The 21,911-nt window shown below is 40.8% G+C and carries 18 protein-coding genes, 1 tRNA gene and 1 pseudogene; 6 read left to right on the top strand and 14 right to left on the bottom strand.

Annotated elements, in window-relative coordinates; genetic code table 11:
• Window positions 1–31: 31 nt before the first annotated feature.
• The gene (locus QWZ04_RS21900) at window positions 32–670 is read right to left on the bottom strand and encodes an RpiB/LacA/LacB family sugar-phosphate isomerase (RefSeq protein ID WP_290330401.1); all 639 of its coding nucleotides are present in this window, start codon (window positions 668–670) and stop codon (window positions 32–34) included.
• A gap of 43 nt (window positions 671–713) precedes the next feature.
• On the bottom strand, window positions 714–1,475 hold the full coding sequence (gene kduD, locus QWZ04_RS21895; protein ID WP_290330581.1) for a 2-dehydro-3-deoxy-D-gluconate 5-dehydrogenase KduD: 762 nt from the start codon (window positions 1,473–1,475) through the stop codon (window positions 714–716).
• 329 nt (window positions 1,476–1,804) lie between these two features.
• On the opposite strand from kduD, the gene QWZ04_RS21890 reads away from it, so the two are divergent.
• Window positions 1,805–2,569, top strand: a complete 765-nt coding sequence (locus QWZ04_RS21890) for a hydratase (RefSeq protein ID WP_290330400.1) — start codon at window positions 1,805–1,807, stop codon at window positions 2,567–2,569.
• Between the two features lie 178 nt (window positions 2,570–2,747).
• Here the strand turns inward: QWZ04_RS21890 and QWZ04_RS21885 are convergent, their stop codons facing one another.
• The 4 genes from QWZ04_RS21885 to glgC all read right to left on the bottom strand — a co-directional run bounded on the left by QWZ04_RS21885 (window position 2,748) and on the right by glgC (window position 6,057).
• Window positions 2,748–3,254 (bottom strand): sigma-70 family RNA polymerase sigma factor, encoded by a 507-nt coding sequence (locus QWZ04_RS21885; RefSeq protein WP_290330399.1) that lies wholly within the window; start codon window positions 3,252–3,254, stop codon window positions 2,748–2,750.
• Between the two features lie 81 nt (window positions 3,255–3,335).
• Window positions 3,336–3,569 (bottom strand): thioredoxin family protein, encoded by a 234-nt coding sequence (locus tag QWZ04_RS21880; protein ID WP_290330398.1) that lies wholly within the window; start codon window positions 3,567–3,569, stop codon window positions 3,336–3,338.
• Window positions 3,570–3,586: 17 nt separating this feature from the next.
• Window positions 3,587–4,573 (bottom strand): permease, encoded by a 987-nt coding sequence (locus QWZ04_RS21875; RefSeq protein WP_290330397.1) that lies wholly within the window; start codon window positions 4,571–4,573, stop codon window positions 3,587–3,589.
• Window positions 4,574–4,794: 221 nt separating this feature from the next.
• Window positions 4,795–6,057: a glucose-1-phosphate adenylyltransferase gene (gene glgC / locus QWZ04_RS21870; RefSeq protein ID WP_290330396.1), complete on the bottom strand. Its 1,263-nt coding sequence runs from the start codon at window positions 6,055–6,057 to the stop codon at window positions 4,795–4,797.
• Between the two features lie 479 nt (window positions 6,058–6,536).
• Between glgC and QWZ04_RS21865 the strand changes: the two genes are divergently transcribed.
• On the top strand, window positions 6,537–7,424 hold the full coding sequence (locus QWZ04_RS21865) for a type 2 periplasmic-binding domain-containing protein (protein ID WP_290330395.1): 888 nt from the start codon (window positions 6,537–6,539) through the stop codon (window positions 7,422–7,424).
• A gap of 223 nt (window positions 7,425–7,647) precedes the next feature.
• Here QWZ04_RS21865 and QWZ04_RS21860 read toward each other — a convergent pair whose 3' ends face one another.
• Both QWZ04_RS21860 and QWZ04_RS21855 read right to left on the bottom strand, forming a co-directional pair.
• Window positions 7,648–9,390, bottom strand: coding sequence for a HEAT repeat domain-containing protein (locus QWZ04_RS21860; protein ID WP_290330394.1), 1,743 nt, complete (start codon window positions 9,388–9,390; stop codon window positions 7,648–7,650).
• A 2-nt stretch (window positions 9,391–9,392) separates the two neighbouring features.
• Window positions 9,393–11,087 carry a hypothetical protein gene (locus QWZ04_RS21855; RefSeq protein WP_290330393.1) on the bottom strand — a complete coding sequence of 565 codons (1,695 nt, stop codon included), beginning with the start codon at window positions 11,085–11,087 and terminating at the stop codon, window positions 9,393–9,395.
• Between the two features lie 321 nt (window positions 11,088–11,408).
• Between QWZ04_RS21855 and QWZ04_RS21850 the strand changes: the two genes are divergently transcribed.
• Entirely contained in the window at window positions 11,409–12,119 is a 711-nt protein-coding gene (locus QWZ04_RS21850; protein ID WP_494338495.1) for a VV20781 family protein, read from the top strand.
• A gap of 40 nt (window positions 12,120–12,159) precedes the next feature.
• Complete coding sequence (locus QWZ04_RS21845) at window positions 12,160–13,473, top strand: hypothetical protein (protein WP_290330391.1); 1,314 nt, start codon at window positions 12,160–12,162, stop codon at window positions 13,471–13,473.
• Window positions 13,474–13,543: 70 nt separating this feature from the next.
• On the opposite strand, the gene QWZ04_RS21840 is transcribed toward QWZ04_RS21845, so the two are convergent.
• From QWZ04_RS21840 to QWZ04_RS21825, 4 genes are all read right to left on the bottom strand, one after another.
• Window positions 13,544–14,431: a sensor domain-containing diguanylate cyclase gene (locus tag QWZ04_RS21840; RefSeq protein WP_290330390.1), complete on the bottom strand. Its 888-nt coding sequence runs from the start codon at window positions 14,429–14,431 to the stop codon at window positions 13,544–13,546.
• A 122-nt stretch (window positions 14,432–14,553) separates the two neighbouring features.
• Entirely contained in the window at window positions 14,554–17,490 is a 2,937-nt protein-coding gene (locus QWZ04_RS21835) for a helix-turn-helix domain-containing protein (protein ID WP_290330388.1), read from the bottom strand.
• A 339-nt stretch (window positions 17,491–17,829) separates the two neighbouring features.
• Window positions 17,830–17,904, bottom strand: a tRNA-Gly gene (locus QWZ04_RS21830).
• A gap of 215 nt (window positions 17,905–18,119) precedes the next feature.
• Complete coding sequence (locus QWZ04_RS21825) at window positions 18,120–19,574, bottom strand: DUF3360 family protein (protein WP_290330387.1); 1,455 nt, start codon at window positions 19,572–19,574, stop codon at window positions 18,120–18,122.
• Window positions 19,575–20,107: 533 nt separating this feature from the next.
• Between QWZ04_RS21825 and QWZ04_RS21820 the strand changes: the two genes are divergently transcribed.
• Window positions 20,108–20,467 carry a diacylglycerol kinase gene (locus QWZ04_RS21820; protein WP_290330386.1) on the top strand — a complete coding sequence of 120 codons (360 nt, stop codon included), beginning with the start codon at window positions 20,108–20,110 and terminating at the stop codon, window positions 20,465–20,467.
• A 95-nt stretch (window positions 20,468–20,562) separates the two neighbouring features.
• Here QWZ04_RS21820 and QWZ04_RS21815 read toward each other — a convergent pair.
• Window positions 20,563–20,769, bottom strand: a pseudogene (locus tag QWZ04_RS21815) (alternative ribosome-rescue factor A); the annotation flags it as partial.
• A 105-nt stretch (window positions 20,770–20,874) separates the two neighbouring features.
• On the opposite strand from QWZ04_RS21815, the gene QWZ04_RS21810 reads away from it, so the two are divergent.
• Window positions 20,875–21,654 carry a DUF4344 domain-containing metallopeptidase gene (locus QWZ04_RS21810; RefSeq protein WP_290330383.1) on the top strand — a complete coding sequence of 260 codons (780 nt, stop codon included), beginning with the start codon at window positions 20,875–20,877 and terminating at the stop codon, window positions 21,652–21,654.
• 9 nt (window positions 21,655–21,663) lie between these two features.
• Here QWZ04_RS21810 and QWZ04_RS21805 read toward each other — a convergent pair whose 3' ends face one another.
• Complete coding sequence (locus tag QWZ04_RS21805; RefSeq protein WP_290330382.1) at window positions 21,664–21,906, bottom strand: hypothetical protein; 243 nt, start codon at window positions 21,904–21,906, stop codon at window positions 21,664–21,666.
• Window positions 21,907–21,911 lie beyond the last annotated feature (5 nt).

Below are 21,911 nucleotides of genomic sequence, written 5' to 3'. Positions count from 1 at the left end.
GTCTGCCGACAATACAAAGAACATATCTTCTTTACTTAATCAATGAACGCACGTATACAGCTATTTCTGCATCTTGGCAATGTTCAAAAAAGCACTGCTGGAAGCGCTGGCTTCCCACCGCAGTTTTCACCAAATCCTGATCAATCGCTCGTAGTGAGTCGCAGAAATTATCTTTTACAACCGCGGCTTTGACTTGGTTCAAAATAGCGGCATTACGCTGCTGGGGCTCCGCACGTTCTAATGGGTAACCATTGCCACGTTCGCCAGTGAATGCTTTTTCAAACATATAGCGAACATTTAGCTCGCCCGCCCAACCAAAGCCTTTCGCGAATGCCAAAGACAGCGCATTACCATTATTGATTTGGTTAAATAAAAACGCATCGGAGGGCTCTAAGCAATAACCACAAACCACGCCAGGATATAAATTAAGAGACATCAACGCACCTTGCCCCGTACCACAGCCAGTCACAACGAAGTCTACCGCTTTCGAATTAAGTAAAATACTGGCCATAATGCCGAGGTGGATGTATGTCAGGTGATGATCGTTCTCGTCAGTCATGCCTAAATTATATACATCATGGCCTAACCGACCCGCGACGGAATCCAATTCTGCTGCCACCATTGCGTTTTTCCCCGCTTGGCTGTTCTCCATCATTAATGCAATTTTCATGTCTTTTTCCTACCCATTTCTATTCGTTATTGAGGCAAAATCGCTAGCGTGCTAACCAACCGCCGTCTACTGCAATGGTGTAACCGTTGATGTAATCTGAAGCTGCCGATGCTAAGAAAACACAAGGACCAGCGACATCTTGCGGCGTTCCCCAGCGGTTTGCCGGAATACGTTCAAGGATCGCCTCATTACGAGCGCTGTCTTCACGAAGTGCTTTGGTATTGTTGGTTTCCATGTAGCCAGGTGCAATGGCATTAACGTTGATATTGCTGGACGCCCATTCATTCGCCATTGCTTTCGTTAACCCCATGAGAGCACTCTTCGAAGCCGTATACGACGGAACTCGAATACCTCCTTGAAAAGAAAGCATTGAAGCAATATTGATGATCTTACCGCCAGAGCCTTGAGCCATAAACTGCTTAGCGACCAGTTGTGACATAAAGAACACTGTTTTTGTGTTTATGTTCATCACGTCATCCCAGTTCTGCTCTGAAAACTCAATGGCATCTTCGCGGCGGATAATGCCTGCGTTGTTCACTAATATATCGACCTTACCGAACTCGGCGATGGTTCTATCAATCACTGCAGGAATATCATCTTGCTTTAGCAGATCCGCACGAACATCCAAATAGACGTGTCCGGCGGCACTCATTTTCTGAATGGTTTCTGCAGGTTCAGATCGGTTCACTCCCACAATACTGCAACCAGCTTCAGCCAAACTTAACGCCATACCTTGGCCCAAGCCTGTATTGCAACCGGTCACTATCGCAACCTTACCTCGTAAATTGAACGACTCAAGCATCATGTTTCTACCCTCAATGAAATATTGCGCCATTGCCACACAAGAACAAGCCGCTAAATTGATAATACAATAATATATGATTTTGAGATCGGCAATTATTTGTAAAGCGCGACTTCAAAGAATTTGAAATGAAATAACAGAAATGCCATTTGTGGAAACATTCGGTTATGTTGATATAGGTTATGTTGAATAGTAGAAAAGTCTCGACACACAGAGAGACCGATAGAACTGACCTGATCCATTTGCTTAGCTTATGTTCACAATCCAAGTAAAGAACACTGTGAAGATTGGGAGAAATTTTATAATATAGAGACACACCAAAAGGATATAATATGACAAATAATTTCACTCTTGCCGCTCAAGAACTGCTTAGCCGCAGAACAGCAGGCATGAAAGCACCTCGCCTTGCTTCATCTATCAGACCCGAATCTCTGGATGATGCATTAAACATCCAAACTTCTATGGTCGGGCTTCACAACAGCCCGGTCTCTGGTTGGAAATGCCTACAACCGTTAGCAGAAGACAAATTTGTGGTAGCCCCTATTTTTGCCGATGGTATTCAACAAGGCCCGCAGTGTGAGCTGTACGCTGACAATGGCGTAGTTCGTATTGAACCTGAAATTGCCTTTGTGCTTGCTAAAGACCTACCATCAACAACGGCTGGGTACAGCGAAACTGACATCGATCAAGCAATCGGCTCATGCCATATGGCACTTGAGCTAATTCAGTCTCGCTTTGCTGATGACAGCGAAGCCGAATTTTTGGAAAGACTGGCCGATGGCCTCGTCAATCAAGGTCTTTTCATTGGGCCTGAAATAAGTAAAGCGGCGGCTTTTTCTGCCAGCAAAATAGCCATCACTGCCACTCAAGGTGAGCATGTGCAAACGTTCGACGGTACTCATCCAAACACAATGCCAATGAAGCCTGTCTATTGGCTAATCAATGAAATGACCAAACGTGGTGTTTCTTTCCGTTCAGGAGAAGCGCTGATCACGGGTTCGTACTGTGGCATCGTAGAGTTTGAATTTAACGTTCCAACGACCATTACCTACCAAGGCCTTGGTGAGTATGTTGTGACATTTATTGATAAGCTGTAATCTTTGCTTCTCTCACCAAGATAGCGCTTATAAGGTCATGGATGGCTCGTGACCTTATACTTGCCCGATTAAGTCCCACACGGATCCGCTGAAAATAAGGGGATTGATCTAGTAGAATGCAAAGAGGCGGCAACTCGCCCTGAATACCGTGTAATGCAGTGAATTTTAGGTCACTAAGCTATTCAGCTCGCTTAAAGCAATATACACCTGAGGTATTGCGCAAGACTTGACACTCAGTGATCAGTTTTTGCTTAAGTTCAAGGCGTGCTCGCCGTAGTCGTGCTTTCGTTGCGGGTAAGCTTAAACCATGAGCGCTCGCATACGCCACCTGAGTCATATTATTTAAATCGCAAGTTTCAATAATATGACGATGGTTGGTTGAAAGCTTCGGCAAAATACGTGGAAGGCAAGTTTGTAACTGTTCCATTACGGGAGGTGTGGTTGCGGGTGCTTCTAAACGACCAATGCCGTCTACTTTGACCTGGCGGCGCCAGCAATCAATAAACTGGTTTTTAACCATCTTGAATAGCCATGATTTCCCATCATTCAACGAGCAAAATCGGTTGCTGTTGCTCATCGCTTTAAGGAATACCTCTTGCATAATATCTTCTGTTTCATGCTGACTTTGTGTTTGCTTTAATAGCCAGTAGTAGAGTAGAGATTCCGACTCATTCCACGCTTTCATTAAGCATTTCATTCATAGACCTTCAAAATAACTAACAGCGCCACCCATAAAGTTACGCTGTTTACAATTTAGTGTTGAGTGCTAGATCAATATCTCGAGAACTTGCTCTCGAGTTGGTACGGAGCCTGTGTGTTTTACTACACCATCGACAGCGACACCGGGCGTCGTCATGACCCCAGCATTCATAATCTCTTCCAGCCCTGTGATTTTTTCTACTTTAATCGGTACCCCAATCTCTTGAGCGATTTGATTAATTCGTTCAGCCGTAGCTAAACAGCTTTTACAACCAGAACCAAACACTTGAATAGTTTTCATATTTTTTGACCTTTATTCTAATTAAACGCATTAAATAGCCAGCCCACAATTGAGATAGCAACAAAGAGATACCCTGTTATCCATACAAGCATGCGGTACTGCATAACCTGCTTGAGCATCATGAATTCAGGCAAGCTCACAGCGACCGCCCCCATACAAAAAGCGAGTGTTGTGCCTAAAGGCATACCTTTCTCTATCAAAGAAGCCATAATTGGCACGACTCCAGAGGCATTGGTGTATATTGGGATAGCACTCAGTGTCGCGATGGGTACTGTCCACCACTGCCTGTCATACAAGTTATGCTCAAACCACTCTGCAGGGACGAATCCATGAATAAATGCACCGATGCCGACACCAATGATCACCCACTTCCATATACGTTGCACAATGGTGCTGGTTTCTGTTACCGCAAATTGGTGACGTTGTTTAACACTCATGGCCGCCTGAGTGTTTGTTTCATCACTCTTAGGGTCATCCGCTGTATCTTTTAAATAGGCATTGGCAAGGAATGGTTGTAACCAACGATGGGCTTTAAGCATGTCTAGAAGTAAGCCTGCAACCATGCCTAGCACCATCCCAATAGCGATATACATCACTGTAAATTTAATGCCAAGAATACTGCCAAGCATGATGATCACAACTTCGTTGATGAGTGGCGAAGTAATCAAAAAAGCGATCGTTATTCCAATGGGGATGCGAGCAGAAACAAACCCCATGAAAAGAGGAATAGAACTACAAGAGCAAAATGGTGTAATTGCCCCGAACATCGCACCAAGAAAGTACCCCACTCCTCTATTTTTTCCTTTTAAATAGTCTCGTACTTTCTCCATGTTAAGAGCGGCGCGTAGAAAGGAAATAAAGTAGATTAACACCACTAACAAGGCTAAAATTTTTGTCGTGTCTTCAATAAAAAAATGAACGCCCATCCCCATCGATGAGCCAGGTTCAAGCCCCATGACAGAAAATGATAACCAGTCAGCTACTTGAGTGAAGATTTCAAACATTTGATGTCCTTTTTAATGCATGTTTCTTAACAACACGTGTTAACAATGAAAAGGATACAAATTATTTTTAAACAGGACGAAGGCACTATGATGAGACGTTTTTTAGCGCGAAATTTTAACTCGAGGAAGCACAGGGGAATTTAGAGAGCCCAAAGCAATGGGTAGCCCTTCTTAATCAATAACAGATCATTGACTTTGGAAGTACTACCCAGAAAAACCGCTTACTTATTTTTAGCCAGGGCTTCTAACATCGCTCTGGTAACCAGTGTTATTCCTTTATCAGTAACACGGAAACCGTTGGCGATATCCTGCTCTCTATCATAACCAATGGCTAAGTCAGCAGGGACGTGACAATAACTATCAAGAATAACTCGTTTCAGTTTAGCGCCTTCACCTACATGGCTTCCGTGCAGCAAAACTGACTCTTCGATAAGGCTGTAAGAATGAGCATGAACACTTGAATATAACAGTGATTTACGAATGGTTGAGCCAGAAATAATACACCCACCCGAAACCGTAGAATCTACCGCCATACCACGACGTTCTTCGTTATCAAAAATGAACTTAGCGGGTGGAAGTTGCTCTTGATATGTCCAAATAGGCCAAGCTTTATCGTATAAATCAAGCTGAGGATCAGGCGTCACGAGTTCCATGTTTGCTTCCCAAAACGAATCCAGTGTGCCAACATCACGCCAGTAAGGTTGGTTATCACTATCTGGATCTTTGAACGCATAAGCAAAAACATTATGTTCTTTGATAATGGATGGGATAATATCATGCCCAAAGTCACGGGTAGAACCTTCGTTATCAACATCCTTTAATAGTTGATTGAATAAAAAATCAGCATCAAACAAATAATTACCCATCGATGCTAAGCATTGATCTGGTTTACCCGGAATTTCATTAGGCTCGGCTGGTTTTTCATCAAAACCGACAACCTTGCTTTCAGAATCTACGGTCATAACCCCAAAACTACCCGCAGCTTCTTCAGTATCGACTTCAAGGCAGCAGACGGTCATATCAGCGTTGTTTGCTACATGTTCGGCGATTAAAGAACCATAATCCATACGATATACGTGGTCACCTGAAAGGATTAAAATGTACTTAGGGTTATGTGAACGAATAATTTCCATGTTTTGATACACAGCATCGGCTGTACCCACATACCAATCATCACCAGTTTGTTGTGACGCGGGTAAAATCTCTACAAACTCTTTCGCCTTAAAGCTTCCCCATCCACGGCTAATGTGGCGAATTAACGAGTGTGACTTATATTGAGTTGCTATACCGACACGGTTAATACCTGAGTTAATACAGTTGGATAGCGGAAAATCGATGATACGGAATTTACCACCGAAGTAAACGGCAGGCTTTGCGCGAGAATCTGTCAGTTCAAATAGTCGGCTACCACGGCCGCCGGCTAATACTAATGCATAGGTATCTTTTGTTAGGTTACTAATGTGTCGGTCATACTTATGGGGCATAGAGTTCTCCAGAAAGAGGGGAAGTGAAATGAGTTGTTGAGAATTCATTCCATTAAATACAAAACAGGCAGACCCCAATAAAGAGGCTATTGATGCATTTGTTATTACGAGGCAAACTTAAATAGCATAAGGGTTACGCAAAATAATAATGATCTATAACTCACTATAAAAAATTTATTTTTATTAATCTGTTAGGTAACTCTAAGTATTTAAATTTAACTTATATACCTGTGAGCATTGACGTACACCCCCTTTGATCACAACAACTACGTTACATATTGTAAATATTAATCCAACCAAAAAGCAACAATGCGCAGTAACATAGTTGATAGATGAAATGCTAAGGTGCGCTAATTACAAACTTATTGCGCGGCTATCGACAAGTGGTGATTGTACCAATAGCTAGATAAAACCAAATGCCACCAAGATCATGTCATATACTATTAGATAGAATTCAGTGCGGCTCTAAAGGTTAAATTATGAGTAAAAGACTGATAGTCAAAACAACGCTATCTATTGGACTGCTGCTCGCATCAGCATTGTTATACGGACAAGAAATTCGAATTCAGATCATCAGTGATCAACGTGACCAATTGGTGCTTGATCTACTGGAACTCGCACTGAGCAAGTCCGATTCAAACTATCATGTGATTGAACAAAAATATGATGAAAATGAGGCGCGTACAACGGCTCATCTAATGAATGGTAAGATTGACCTGATCTGGGCTGGAGCATCTCCAGACAAAGAAGAAAAACTTCGAGCTATCTATTTTCCGATATCTAGAGGGTTGTTAGGGTACCGGATTTTTTTGATCCGCTCAGATGACCAACAACGTTTTAGTAAAATCACTAACCTAAACGATTTAATGCGTCTATCTGCCGGACAAGGTGTTTTTTGGGGGGATACCAGAATATTGAAAAGCGCTAACCTTCCAGTAGAGACCACCGTACAGTATGCCAACCTCTTTAAGATGTTGGCTGCAGAACGCTTTGATTACTTCCCTAGGGCAATCTATGAACCATGGGAAGAGCTGGATAAATACTCTCATCACCAACTCGCAGTGGAGCAAGAATTATTACTCTATTATCCATACGCCATGTATTTTTATGTTCACCGTAATAATCAAAAGCTACATGATGATTTGTACACAGGACTTATGCTTGCAACTGAAGATGGAAGTTACAACGAAATGTTGTTTAATGATCCATTGTTAAAGCAAATACTGAGTAAAACTAACATCCCGAAGCGTCGAATTATGACCATTGATAACCCGTATTTGGCAGAGGAACTAGATCGCTCAAACCCTGCATTATGGGTGAGCTATGAGCAATTAGTAGAAATTAGCAAAAAAATAGACAAAAAGTAGCCTTAGCCAACCCCATATTATTATGGCTCTTAGCAGAGTAATACGTTAAGTAATGAATACAGGAGACAAAATTGGAAAGGAAGCTAGTGTTATAAATATTGGAACAACTGATCGATTCAAATTTGGTCTCTTATTTTTTAACAGTAACAACTAGCCTGACACAGGCGGCTTGAGCCAAAAGAGCATTGGGGGAATGGCGCTTATGTTCTCCATAAGCTTATTATTAATCTGCGGATTGTAATTGGACTAACAAACTTGCCGCCACTCTAAAATTTGCTTTATCGGTTTCATTTTCAAGAATGACATTCAATGAAGAAACCGCATTTTGACGATTTTCATTCTGTACACCTATTGCCTGAATCGCTTTCATTCTACTTCTATTATCTTCAACATTAAGTGCTTTAGCGGTCACCAGATCTATTTCTTCTGCCGTAAGCTCAAACTCTGTAAGGGAATTAAACAATTCACCGTTTACGGTCGCATCGGCTTCATTTTTCACCATATCAATAAGACTAACATGCGCTAGGTCAGAACCGCACTTACCAAGAGCATAAGCGGTATTTTGTCGTACGCTACGATCGTCAGACTGGGTAAATTCAACCGTTAATAATTCTGCGACATCCTGGCGAGCCGTATTTCCTAGCGCGGTAATTAATATGGCTTGCTCAACGTGTGTTACGGCTCTAAGAAAAGTTTGAGACAGATTTTGGTATAGCTCTTCTGATTGCTCGCTACCCTCTCTTGTTCTGAGTATATTACCTATAGCAAACATGCCGGTAGAATATATACCTCGATGATCAGAAACATTGGTTTCAACAAGAAAAGCTTGAAGTTGCTGATAAGACGCTCTACCAAGATTCGTTCGACCAAAACTTACCTGAATCATCGCTTGCTCACGATCTTCAATGCTGTATTGATCTTGAGTAAAAATATCGATCAACACCTTATTGCTGTTCTTAGTATCCAGCTCAGACAACGTACTAAACAACTTTAGCTTGATATCGCCGCTTAACTCCCCTCCTATGATAAGATTATTTAACTCTGACAAAACCGAATTGTATTGAGAAAGCCAATTTGACCGTTGCCTGCGAGTCATATTTACAATATCTAGTTTACTGATGTCTCGAACTAAAGATTCTGCGAGTGACTTCCGCTGCTTTGCCGAAAGTTCAAGACTCCTAGGCTCAACAATATTCCATTGATTCAATATGTCTGATAGTTGGTATAGGGAGAGGTCTTGTTCATGCGAAACAGACTTAAAACTTACATGTTGAATCATATCGAATCTGATGCCTTGAGACCGAGTTATTAACGTTTCAGTCCCTTCCATCTTATCAAACCAAACATGTTCTGGATTATTTCCATATGAAAACTCAGAGTGATTAATCTCTTGCTGAACAGGAGGTTCATGTTTGTTCTGCACATATGCCAACTTCTTTTTTACCACCTGCGTAATTCCTTCTCCTAACGCCTTAGGAATATACTTTACATAAACACCTCCATTTGAATCATTTTCAATTCGAATAACAACATCATCTAATATGGGGATGTACTGAAAATAGTAAGTAAAGTTCTTTAATAGAGACTGAGTTTCAATATTTAACCAATCAGGAAAGAAAAAATCGACAACTTTACCTTCCTGATTCAATGCGAATGCGAAAGGCGTTTGTATACTTTTATAACTATTCAAAAACGCATCATTGTGAGAACTTGTTAGATTATATATTTCTCCCCCCCACCATATCTTTCCTTCTTCATTATAGTCCGAATAAAAAACAGGCGTCAATGCAATATTACCCTCTATGACCAGGTTAGCATCATTATTTTCATCTTCATTGAATCTTGTTTTCGTTTCAATCTTAAATAGATAGTTAACTTTATATTTCGCAGTAACGGAAAACGAGGAAAACATAGACAAGAAAAATAAGGCCAAACACAATCGATAACGGAATTTAAGGTCAACCATATTTACAATTCCCTTTCCCAAACTCTACTTAATAAGTGCTCAGTCCAATGTAAAGGGGTATGAAATTTTATGAGCGCAAACTTTAAGTGATGCTCCCTTATAATTCGATATATGATGTCGACACCAATTTTTCCATTGAGGCCGTTTAGCTCGACATCTACGTTTGCCTCCATCTCCGCGACTGGACCTCCATCACGGCCGACAGGAATATATTTCGCAGATACTTCGACCGGTAACGAAACTTCTACAAGGTTAATTTCGCCAAAAATTTCAGCGGCAGCAATGCCTATACTCGGACCACCAGAGGCTTCTACCCCAAAGCGCAGGTATGGTTCAGCTTCTATCTTAGCTTCGTTATCAGACATTCCGAGTCCTATATCTGCACCAAAACCACTTACCCCTTTAAATTCAATCTCCATAGGAATAGGTCCAGCGGCAAAATGAAATCTAGCTATATCAGAATGGTGTTCAGCTAAAGGTATAACTATTTCTGGATTTTCAAGAACTTTAACTGTAAACCCGTACAGTGACAGTTTTGTGGAGAATGGATTCAATGCTGCAGTATTTACGGCAGGATAAAAGCCTAGTAATGTGTGTTTTTGATTAAAGAGATACATATTCGCTTCTAGTTCGAGAGAACTAAAAACACCAAACATTCCAGATTTCAATTGAGTGTCGAACAATAACTGAGCCGAAGCTACTTTTTTATCTCCTAACATCTTACTTTTGTTAAAGTGATAGGTGTACGAACCTGGACTTAGCTTTACTGGTGGCGTATAGACAAACAAAGGTAACGATATCGTATAGACATTATTAACAAGTTCCATCTCATTGTCATCTAGTTCCGCATAAAAGCTGATGGAGACCTCAGATTGATTTGGATAGGAAGAAAAAGCTAGGTTTTGCTCCGGGGTCAGTTTGATTGCATAAGAATAGATAAATTCTTCATTTAATGCAGGAACATCAATACTTACTACTCTCTTGTATTCTTTTGACTCATTATCTAACAACTGTAGGCTGGACAGTTCATTTGGTATGAGGGTGCCATTGATGCTATCTATACGAGCGGTCAAACTAACTAATGAATCGGACTCACCGAAATATATCGCGTCCAAGTAACCGAGAAGATCATGCGGATTCTCCTGCCCTATTTCGTTGACCTCTTCCGGATCAATAAATAAAATCTGATTTGTTACTTCAACTTCATTGATAGCAAAGTCTTCTTCTGCAGTCGATATTATTTCAATCTTTTCAGACGAGAAACTTGCTTGTTTAAAAAATATACTGGTGTCACTATATTCAAGCCCTTCAGTATTGGACACAATGTAGGCCAATAGATAATAATCATCAGTTTCCTCTACCATAGGCAGCGTAAAAACCATATAACAATCGGTAGTCCCATCTGAAATTATTGGACATAAAGAAGCTTTAATAAACGTTGAGCCATCACCTAGAACATCATCTTTTTCCTTTGAAATGAGAAAGTCAGTTTGAACGGAGGAGCCAGATAGCCCATTAGTTTCTATAGTATACTTAACATAAACTTCGCTATTTGCAGTATTTCCTTCAAGCTCGATCACTTTAATATCTGATATCGCGGAAGTCGCTTCAATCTCTGAACTTGACTCATTGCCACATCCAAACAACATTGAACCAATAGTAAATAAAATTACTCCTTTTAGCTCGCGTACTCGCATCCTTCACTCCTAGCTGATTTGATAACTAATCTCATTCATCAAGCTCACATTGTTATTCTCGCAAAACTCCATCGCTCCTTAATGAACATTTCAGTGACTTTATCAGATCGAAATCACTCGCAATCAGATTAAGATAACCTCAATCAAAATTTGGTATCATTTTAGTATCACTGTGCACATAAAAAATTGGTATTAATGAGCTTACAACCTTATTGCGCATCATCGTTGCTATTTCCATTTCATCTGATACCAAACTGATACTAAAAGATATTTATTTCCGGAATAACATAGAACTAATAGGAAATAAATAAGGATAACTTAATGGTTAGGGCAACTTTCGTGCAATCACTTTCAATGACATTTCTCTTGTCTACAATATTCGGATGCAGTACCACGGTTATTATGGAAAGATCTGATGCTATCTCTGTTCAGCCTGAATTACTTATAAGCACTGATGGTACCTTTGGTGGTTTTGGTCGAGAGGGTACTTTTAATATCGCAGGTTTATATCAAGGTAAGTACTCACGGAATGCATCAACCAGTACGTGGTTCCAGACCATCGAGACTAAAAATGCTGAGATGATAGCTGAACTGACTCGCAATGATAATGGTAAAACCTGGACCATAATTTGTCATGGTGGAGGTACTGGTTATAACTTAGGAGTTTTTTCACTCGGTGGAAGTAAACAATTCATCTGTAAAGTTGGTCAAAATGGTATCGATGTAGGTGAATTCCAAATGGAGCCAGCATCAGAAACCATCGAGCTCTCAATGGCATTAAAAGAGCGCGGCTTTATTCGCTACGGTAATACACACTTTAATGTCCAATCTGTTCATATGGCCGAAGGGGCAATGGTCAGTACCGAAACCCCACTCGGATACCGTTTCACTCGGGGCGAAGTAGATATGGCAGCCGTTCAAACGCAAGGTACGATAACACTTCAAATGCTCCCTAATCTAACCAGCACAGAAATTGATACTTTGATATTGGGCACTGTCGCTAGCGCATTTAGCTGGCGACCAGCAGAGTAACTTACCAATTGTAAATGCAAATTTTAAGGACTAAATATCTATGAAATACCTAGTCTCTCTAACCATCCCTTTTTTAATATTAGGCTGTGGAAGTGAAGATATATCTGTTACCCCCGCAGGTCCAACTGATGGATGGGTGCATATGATTATTGATGAAGAATTTCAAGGCTTTACTACTAATGTATGGTCTTATCAAAAAGAAGAACGTTCGGGGCTATTAGATCATGATACAAAAATAGATTTGAATAAGAGCAATCTAATTATGAGCTCGATAAAAACTGCATTTCTATCCGAGTTCGAATATATCATATCTTTAGACGATACAATAAATAGTGACACTTGGATACTTCTTACAAGCAAGCTATCAGAAAATAATAACATATATAGCCAACTTAGAACTTGGGCCGATCACAACAGCCTTAACTACTATGATTTCTACTTTGAAGCTATTGATAGGAATAATTTTTCTATTATTTCCGAACATCAAGTTGACGTCGGAAACATTACTCGATTCCTCGCTTTAGGATCATGTAATATTTCTATGGGTGATGGCTCGGGTGTCTGTACGTACACATACGACGGTACGGAAATAACCGCTGAGTTCGATTCAGACTTATATCAAAATTGGTTTGATTTAACGGAGGCGGATAAAAAGGTTAGCGATCTAGCCCTTCCTCTTTCTTTGTCTATCAACTTAGATTATTACAATACAAACCAATTAACGAGTATAGTACCACCACAAGGACAATGGATCGAGTACAATTGCTATAACGGAATATGCCAAAAATGGTATGGAGAACAAAGAAAAATATTAAATCCAATCGAGCCAATTTCGAAAAATAACATCAATTTCTTCACAAAATATACCAATACGTACACTGACTTTAACGATGTCACCCTCGACATCACTGAAGTTACATTATCAGAATCCAATCTAGATATTGAAGATAACGGATGGCGGTTGCAAACAAATGTCGCAGACAACAGCAATTTACCACCATCTATAAGAATCCAATCGAGACATTATTATCAAGAGAGTGAAGTAACCAGAGAGCCCCTAGAGTATGAATTTGCTATCAACGATATTACCAACATCAAAGTTAGCGGTTCAGCCTCACTCTATACTGCTGAAAAATTCGAGTATGCCAATTGGGAGTGTAACGTAACCGATAAATGGGGGTCGTCTTCATGTAACATTGATTGGATGAATTCAGACAATGATACAACTCGAATCGTCAACTTAGATTATGTTAATGAGTGGAATAGCTTAGACCCTAGCGAACAATCAGAAATCGATATAGCGATTAAAATCAGCACAGCATTAGAGCTAACGTTAGATGACCTTGCCAACTAGAGGTGAACATAATATGTTCATATAGTAAGGTCATTCATCATCTATATGAACACATTTCTCGGTTTTGGGATTACAATATCATCGCCCTATTTTTTCCTGCTCGTTTAGACTTATATAACGCTATATCTGCTCGTTGATAAATTTGGTCGACGGTTCCGTCATCAGGCTGAAACTGACTAATCCCAACACTCATGCAAATCGTAGACTCGCTTTCAATCGCACCAACGAGTTCTCTCAAATGATTAGAAAACGCCAATGAAGCGCGCAAATCACCTTTGTAAATGATGCCAAATTCATCGCCGCCAATTCGACCAAACATGTCAGTCTCTTTTAATTGCAACTGACAGACTCTCACTAAGTCACAGATGACTCTGTCTCCAACTTGATGCCCGAGACTATCATTAACTTTTTTAAAATCATCAATATCAATGAGAATCAAGCTGCTATTCTGTTTGTAGCGCTTAAAGCTAAAGAATGCATCGTCCAAGCATTTAAACAACTTTCGTCGATTATATGCGTTGGACAGGGGATCAAACTCTGCTTGGTAGATAAGGTGCTGCTCTAGCATATAGCGTTCAGAGATGTTACGTGCGACCCACACGACGGCTCTTTCTCCACTTTTCAATGTATTCAGCGGGCATACTCGGCCTTCAAAGCGTAATTCACCCTCTGGGCCAGATTCTTCCTCCACATGACTGACGTCATAAGCTGATAAAGAATATTCAAAGATCATCAACTTATTGGCATCCAACGTTTCTTTTATTCTCTTGATAAACCAATCTGCTTTATGTCGAGGTAATACATCATGTAAGCTCAAATTCTTAAGATTAGAACCATCGTGATACAGTTCTGGGCTCTCTCCACCCAGTATGGCGGAGTACCTTCCTGACTCCGTCAGCACAAAAACCATATCAGGCAATGCGGAGATAATCGCTTTCCAGTCATCAAACTTGTCCATAAGTTCTCTATTCTCATGTTATTTCTTGGTTTTTCTATGCCAGCAATCGATACCGGAGGGGTTAAGCCAGTGTTCGTTCTGATTCCATGTGATCACGCATCAGTATGATGGGGATCTATCCCTCAGGTTTGAACCATAGCTTTTAATTCCAAGCCAGGTGCTAGCTCTTCTTCCTCTAAGGCTTGGTTTTCTTTCTCCAGATATAGGTACAGTCTGTCTAAGTAAACCTTACATCCTTTAGCGAGACAAAAATTAATACTCAGCTTTAGATAGTTAATGGTCTCTCTATGGCACTTCGACCCTGTTTTATGTTGCAGCTTGGCTAACATAATGGCAAAAAATGGATAAAACACTTTAAACTGCTGGTTTATGACCACGTTGTTGTAGTGGCTAACAAAGCGATTGATATGCTCGTCACTACCATCACTCAGCGCCCTTTCCCACTCGATGAAAGTCATTGCTATGCTCTGGAAGCTAATGATGTTCGCCTTTGATGCAATCTCGTAGAGATCCATTGCTTTATCAAAGATAGATTCAATTCCCCCCCCCTCAAACAGTACGTATATCTGGGCGTAAATCATCAGACATTGGTTAGCGGGAACCTCAGTTTGTCTGAGTGCCGATTCAACTTGGCTATACAAAGTATCCGTTTTTCTCTGATCTCCAATAACGTAAGCAGACATTAAACGAACCATATGGCATATCGCGATGGTATCTTGCTCTGCTCGCGAGTTTGGAACGTCGAAACTGTTTAGCCGCTCGATCGCTTTTTCTGTATATACTTCGGCTGATTCAATATTACCCATCATGAATTCACCATAGGCTTGAAATGCACTAAACAATGCTGTTTGTCTGTCGTTCAATTTCGCTTTATCAATTGAACGACTGATACTGACAAACTGTTTAAGTTCAAGAGAGATCAACAGTGGAACTAATTGAACAAAAATACACACATCGCTGGTATCCGGTTCGTGTTCATTACTACGACGAGACTCTCGCTGCCTAAGTGCCATCATCATTGGAGACGCACTGCCAAAAGCAACCCCAGCCCAAGAAATCTGTATCGCACTTGAAATTTTGTTTTTTAAGATTTGAGACGTATCACAGGAAACTCGAAGCCCGTCGTAAATATCCGCTACACAGCTAGTAAAAATAAGGCTAGTACTTGGTGTTCGATACAAGCTCCTAATGTTATTCAGTAACTTATTATTTTCGCCAATCTTACGGTAGAGGAGGTTTTCCTTTCTTAGTGTGTAAATACGATCAGCTTCATCTAAATTCTTGAGAAGTATAATGACTTGACGCACATAAGAAGCCATGCATTCTTTGGGCGTTACTTTCTTGAAAGCGCTGATGTAACTAGCATGGCTAATAAACTGAGAACTCCCGTCCCCCACATGAAGTATTCCACGTTCACGTAACATCCATGCAGACTCTTTGTGAGTTGCCAGACTTCGTTCCCAGGAGTACTCACAGTCTATTTCTAGTGAGACGACAAGTAGGCCTAATAGGTCACTTGCTTGTTGCGGTAATTCTGTCAGTTTTAAGCTTGCTAGTTTAATAATTTTTGGCGTTAGCACATTATCTTCGATCGACTCTAATGCCATCTGCCTTAAAATTCGGAGGTTGCCATTCGAATTAAAAATGATTTCATCGATTTGGCAGTCAGGAATTTGATTGTCAGACCAATTCTTGACTAATTCGATGTAATTTTGATGCGTCAGATCCGGTACAGAAAAGGTTTTGGAATCTACATTATCGAACACAAACTCATGCTCATAAGCGTAAATTGTCGAAACAACAACACACCGTAAACTCTTCGACTTAGAAAATACGTACGCAAATACTTTTGTGTAGTATTCGTGCTTTGAATACGTGCCATCAAATACAACGACCCTAATTTTTGAGTAGTCGATCAGTGCATTGACGATCGTTACATCGTCATAGAACAACGCATCTCTGCTTTCATTTGTATTATCTAAGATTTCTTTTATTCGTCGACTCACCTTGGCGTAAGACAAATGCCCAAAATCGATGCCCTTTACCGTTAAAGCGCGCACGATGACTTCTACGGGGTCAATAAGATTAACGCCTATGATTTTACAGATCATTAAGGCCGTTCGAGGGATCAGAGCAGACTCATACTCAGGGCAAGTAAGGATGCACTCCACTTCACTTACATTAAGCTTTTTGATGTAAAGAGACGTGAGATAACGCATCCAATGAGATTTTCCCATTCCCGATTCACCGGTAATGGTAATTATGCTCTTTTGCCGTGGATTATCTATGGTTGTCTGAACAAATGATTCGCACTGTTTGAACGGAATGTGATCGCCTACGTAGTTCTGATTAGCATAAAGACGAACAACATAATATTCCCGTCCTAAAATAGAACATTCATTCGTTACATTAATATCAAAATACCGACAAATTGAATAATAGAGTCGCTTATCTATTAATATGTTTTCATTGATATTTTTTGAATAAATATAGGACAATTCACAGATATCTCTATCATCCACGGTCAAAACCGAATTGCCTTGCTCGGCAATTTCTTTAACGATGACGATTGAACAGCCTATTTCCCCACAATTCAATGCATCTTGGTATTGTGTTAAAAGGCCTGATTCGATGCGGCTAAGAATTCTGTAGAGCGAGGAAAGTTCATATCGACAAAGGACATTAACATCTGAAAAAGAGACAATTTCTGCTTTTTGCTCGCGAAGTAAATCGACTAAATAACCCGCGCAGATTGTAGTGTCGTTGAGCCTAATTGATATCAGGCAAGTTAAGCTTTCTTTCGTCTCTCTTTTTAAATTAATTAGTGGTTCTTCATCATCGGCGAGAATTGTTCCAATCAATACACCATAGTAATCAGCGATCTCTCGTGCAATCCTAAATGATACTGCTTTTCCTAACTCTACCCTCTTGATCGAGGGCATGGAGATCTGAACACTATCTTTTTCAAACTGACGACAAAGCTGAGCCTGACTGAACCCTAGTCCAAGCCTAAACTCTTTCAACTTAGTACTATTGAGCCTAACGCTACTTCTAGTCAACCGCATTCCCTGACTTTGTTCCGCTCATCCTGTACATACTATATACAACAACATATGAAAATAATATGTATGAACAACGTTTCATCACTCAAATTTTATACATACTAATTCAAACGGCGCACCTCCGGTATAATTCAACATAAATACAGCGGATATTAAGGCACATCTAGATGTTGTTGCAAACTGAATTGTAGTGACATCCTAAGTCTAGCCACTGCACAATGATTCTTTTCCGAATAAGATCATTGACCATAAACGACAGACGCAAAAACACACGCAATTGAGCGTTTTTTTCAATAAGTTAGGAATTTTTTCTTTTATCTCAGGACGAGAAGAGATTGGAGCGTACAGCGGGAATCGAACCCGCATCATCAGCTTGGAAGGCTGAGGTAATAGCCATTATACGATGTACGCACATCGCTGGAACGAGATAGATAATGCCACATCGGCCGAGAAAGAAAAGCACTAATTTGCATTTTTCTCCTAAAACTCAACTGTTTGCTTGATTTTCACACAAAGCGTACAAAGACCCGGCGATTATGACCGCGCAGGCCGTTGTAATTTACGCTTAGATCACTATTGAGCCACACAAAAGCAAGGACCCTCACCCTTGCTTTGTGTCCCTTACATTACAATAACGCTGGAATACCAGGTAATTGGCCCACGACAGCCAAAGCACCGACACAAATGATCACAGCCGTTAAGGGTATTGCTATACGATCAGCTCGAGATAAAGAAGCCGTGCGCTCTTTGTTACCAATCAACCCCATATTGTCTAGTAACATGGTGATAGCCCAACCGAACACTGGGTTGACCAACGCACAAGCAAACATGCAAATACCAGCACTTTGTGAGTTACGTGCATTCTTAACCATTTGCATCCCTGCTTCTAGCAATGGCAAGAACACGCCAACTAGCAATGCAACACGTAACACTGGCTCCCACATGGCTAAGTCCATTGGGTAACCAAGCACTGCCGCGAACACGCACAAGAAACCAGTAAGCAAAGCACCACCGGGAATAGGACGCTTAGCTATTGCAGCAGGGATCATGTATGTTCCCCAAGACGAAGCAAGATTACCACCACCTAAGCCTGCACCCACTATCTGGCGGATCGAACAGACGGTCATGGTGTCGTCCACATCCATCAATGCGCCTTTCGCTTTTTTAGGGTAGTTAAGTTCTTGAAAGACTCGGTGGCCTAAAAAGTCAGGTGACCACATCGCTACCGCTAAAATCGCAAACGGAATAACCGCGATGTAATGCTCCAGAGTAGGCCAACCTAATTGCCAGCCGGTATTTTCTCCCCACCAATAAAATGGGCTCATATTGGGCAAGCCGGGACTTGTAGTAAATTCAAATGGTACTCCCATTAAATAAGCCACAACGCCAGCAATAAGGGAACACAGTGGAATTGCAAGCCAACGTTTTTCTATTTTTGCCAAGTAAGCATAAATAACAATCGTTGCACAAATCACAATAAATGAAACGGCATCAAGCCCTTCACTGACAGACCAAGATTCAAATTTATTTAGCTGACCAATTAACCCTACTGCACTTAGGTATATTAATAAGCCCCCTCTTACTCCCTCTCCCGTTAATTTAACGAGTTTGGATCCACCTTTAGTGGCACTTAATATTAAACCAAACACCCCAACCATGATCCCCAAAGCTAATGGATGGCCTCCTGCTGCTGCAATAAGCGGAATAAGGGGAATCATAGGCCCGTGGGTTCCGGCTAGATTGGTCAGTGGGTTCATAATGGCAGAAAAGAATACAACAAAAATGACGCCAGCAATGAGCAGCTCGAAACGCACGTTTTCTGCCACAAACTCAGGAGATAAGCCAAATTGAGCCGCGAATGCTGCAACCATCGCAGTCACCATCACGACTTTACCTATTGTGGCCGCAATGGCTGGTACCCAATCTTCAATTTCAACACCGAAATCTCGAAAAGGTAAATGGACACGCCAACGACGTAAATCCATAATCGTTAGTTCATGCTCTAAGTACTCTGACCTCGTATCAAACTCTTTCGCCTTTTTCCGGCGAGATTGATAGTCGCTACCCTGAATTTCACTCATTATAACTCCGTATGTTTTTTATTATTCCCATACGGATTATTAATACTAATCATTATTTCTTATTGATATAAATCAAAGTTAAGAATTTACATCATTTCGTTCTTTAATTAATTCGCGTCCGTTCACAAATCGACCAGCACTGAGAGATGTTGATCACAAAAAGTTTTATGTGTCGTATATATATCAACAGACCAACGAACTGATTGCCACAGCCGCACTACTGATCAATAAGACCAATTTAGAGAATATATTCATTACATGTCAGTATTAATAAACACCAGGACACATAAGTAAACGGTTTAATAATACTAAATTAGTTTCATCACGTAAAATCTATCACTCTATAATAAATATTCTAGTGTCTAATATAATATTGAAACATTAATATACGGTTTGCTTATTAATATAACCACAACATTAATATGGCTAAATGGGCTATGCCACAGCCGTTAATGTGCCAACTTCACCTAGCCTTTACAGCAAGATCATTTACAATAGCCTGCGATTACTTTTACGATTTGACTAGGAACACCATGAAACCCGGAGCGACAGGCTTAACTCGAATTTTTCACGCAACTCGTTATTCTATCCAAGGCTTAAAAGCCGCGTGGAAGAACGAAGCCGCCATCAGACAAGAAATCGGGCTACTGGTCATTTTTGTTCCCATCACTTTTTTCTTGCCGGTGACAAAACTTGAACAGATCGCTCTGATAGTTTCACTTCTTCTCATTTTACTCGTTGAGTTACTCAATTCAGCCATTGAAGCGGTAGTCGATCGGATAGGCCCAGAACATCACGAATTGAGCGGTCGAGCCAAGGATATTGGCTCCGCAGCAGTAATGATAGCGCTTATTATCGCCGGTGTCGTTTGGGGGGGGGTTGTGCTGTTTTAGGTTTCTTAGCAAGCTAACTGCTTAGGTCTCTGCCCGTTCAATATGTGAAGTCATTAAAAAGAAAAAGCCCTATTCAAATAACGCGATTAAGCGGCTTTTGAATAGGGCTCTTTGCCTCTATGTTTTTCTTTTCTTTGAAAGCTGCCTTTGCCTTTTTTCGCTTTCTCTATTCTTGTAGTAAATAATCGACTTGTGACAACGGCTTTCAACGCATTGTCTTTAATGGTACCTCGACCGAACTCTGTGTCTTCAGATTGACTGACTACATCATTCGAGTGAGATATAGAATGTTTCGCATTCATTTTTATCTCCAATATGAAATGTGCACACTTTATGTGCGCTGGCATGTTGACTTTATTGGACTTTAAAGTCAAATTTTACTTAGCTCACACTCAAAAGGACTGAACATGGAAAAGCTATCAAAAGCTTTACTTGCCGTTACTGCTTTAAGCGCATTCTCCGCATCGGCAAGCAACATCACCATTAATTACTTAAAACCGATGAATGATGACGATAAAGCCAGCCTAGCTCAACTCAAAGACAGCCAAATTAACGAACTTGTCGTCGAACTGGGTAAAACCTACTTTCCATTTACTCAGACTTTAACCATTGAGTATGGTTCTGACGACGGTCCTTTGTTTAACCCAGAAACCAATGTTATTCAGATGCCCTATCATTTTATGGCAGAAGCGAATCATTACTTCACCAAAAACAAATACGATGAGAAATTCAATAAGTCCGCACAAGCAGGCGCCATCGATACCGTTCTTCATACACTGTTCCATGAGATCGCTCATGCGTACATTGCCGACAAAAACATTCCTGTCTTAGGCAAAGAGGAAGACGCAGCCGACAATCTTGCCGCGGTGATAATGATTGAATATGTCGATAACGGCTCAGACAGTGCCATCAGCGCCGCCGACATGTTTGCATTTGAAAGTGAAGACATGCCAAAAGATATTCAAGCTGCGGAATACATTGATGAGCACAGTTTCAACCTACAACGTTACTTCCAAACCTTATGCCTAGTCTATGGCAGCGATCCGGAACAATACTCTACATTGCTCGACGAAGTGGGTGACGAACTTGGTGAAGATGGCCTTGCAGACCGCAAAGCATTCTGCGAAATGAATTACCATGATATCTATAACAACTGGCACGTGTATCTAGGTAAACCAACATCATAAACACACCATTTAACGTGGTTCTACCTCGTTTCTGTTATGCCATGCATCGAGCAGTTCTTTACCGAAAATAACTTCCGTTTGCATGTGCATAACAACTAAAAACACCACAACCAACGCACACGCCACATTAAACCACCGTGTTACTTTTGCACGCTGACGCTTGTCGAATATGGCGATTTGCAGCCCAACTAACGCGAGCGGGTAACCGAACAGAACCAAAAAAAACCAGCCTAAAAAACTTGAGATTGCCATCGGTG

This window comes from Vibrio tapetis subsp. quintayensis (assembly GCF_030409945.1).
Lineage (GTDB): Bacteria > Pseudomonadota > Gammaproteobacteria > Enterobacterales > Vibrionaceae > Vibrio > Vibrio quintayensis.
Note: the sequence above shows the minus strand (reverse complement) of the source record. Positions and strands in the feature narration are given on the sequence as shown.

Bases quoted from the DNA above. Each gene is read 5' to 3' on its own strand.
- QWZ04_RS21900 (WP_290330401.1), bottom strand. From the start codon at position 670: ATGAAAATTGCATTAATGATGGAGAACAGCCAAGCGGGGAAAAACGCA.
- kduD (WP_290330581.1), bottom strand. From the start codon at position 1,475: ATGATGCTTGAGTCGTTCAATTTACGAGGTAAGGTTGCGATAGTGACC.
- QWZ04_RS21890 (WP_290330400.1), top strand. From the start codon at position 1,805: ATGACAAATAATTTCACTCTTGCCGCTCAAGAACTGCTTAGCCGCAGA.
- QWZ04_RS21885 (WP_290330399.1), bottom strand. From the start codon at position 3,254: ATGAAAGCGTGGAATGAGTCGGAATCTCTACTCTACTACTGGCTATTA.
- QWZ04_RS21880 (WP_290330398.1), bottom strand. From the start codon at position 3,569: ATGAAAACTATTCAAGTGTTTGGTTCTGGTTGTAAAAGCTGTTTAGCT.
- QWZ04_RS21875 (WP_290330397.1), bottom strand. From the start codon at position 4,573: ATGTTTGAAATCTTCACTCAAGTAGCTGACTGGTTATCATTTTCTGTC.
- glgC (WP_290330396.1), bottom strand. From the start codon at position 6,057: ATGCCCCATAAGTATGACCGACACATTAGTAACCTAACAAAAGATACC.
- QWZ04_RS21865 (WP_290330395.1), top strand. From the start codon at position 6,537: ATGAGTAAAAGACTGATAGTCAAAACAACGCTATCTATTGGACTGCTG.
- QWZ04_RS21860 (WP_290330394.1), bottom strand. From the start codon at position 9,390: ATGGTTGACCTTAAATTCCGTTATCGATTGTGTTTGGCCTTATTTTTC.
- QWZ04_RS21855 (WP_290330393.1), bottom strand. From the start codon at position 11,087: ATGCGAGTACGCGAGCTAAAAGGAGTAATTTTATTTACTATTGGTTCA.
- QWZ04_RS21850 (WP_494338495.1), top strand. From the start codon at position 11,409: ATGGTTAGGGCAACTTTCGTGCAATCACTTTCAATGACATTTCTCTTG.
- QWZ04_RS21845 (WP_290330391.1), top strand. From the start codon at position 12,160: ATGAAATACCTAGTCTCTCTAACCATCCCTTTTTTAATATTAGGCTGT.
- QWZ04_RS21840 (WP_290330390.1), bottom strand. From the start codon at position 14,431: ATGGACAAGTTTGATGACTGGAAAGCGATTATCTCCGCATTGCCTGAT.
- QWZ04_RS21825 (WP_290330387.1), bottom strand. From the start codon at position 19,574: ATGAGTGAAATTCAGGGTAGCGACTATCAATCTCGCCGGAAAAAGGCG.
- QWZ04_RS21820 (WP_290330386.1), top strand. From the start codon at position 20,108: ATGAAACCCGGAGCGACAGGCTTAACTCGAATTTTTCACGCAACTCGT.
- QWZ04_RS21810 (WP_290330383.1), top strand. From the start codon at position 20,875: ATGGAAAAGCTATCAAAAGCTTTACTTGCCGTTACTGCTTTAAGCGCA.
- QWZ04_RS21805 (WP_290330382.1), bottom strand. From the start codon at position 21,906: ATGGCAATCTCAAGTTTTTTAGGCTGGTTTTTTTTGGTTCTGTTCGGT.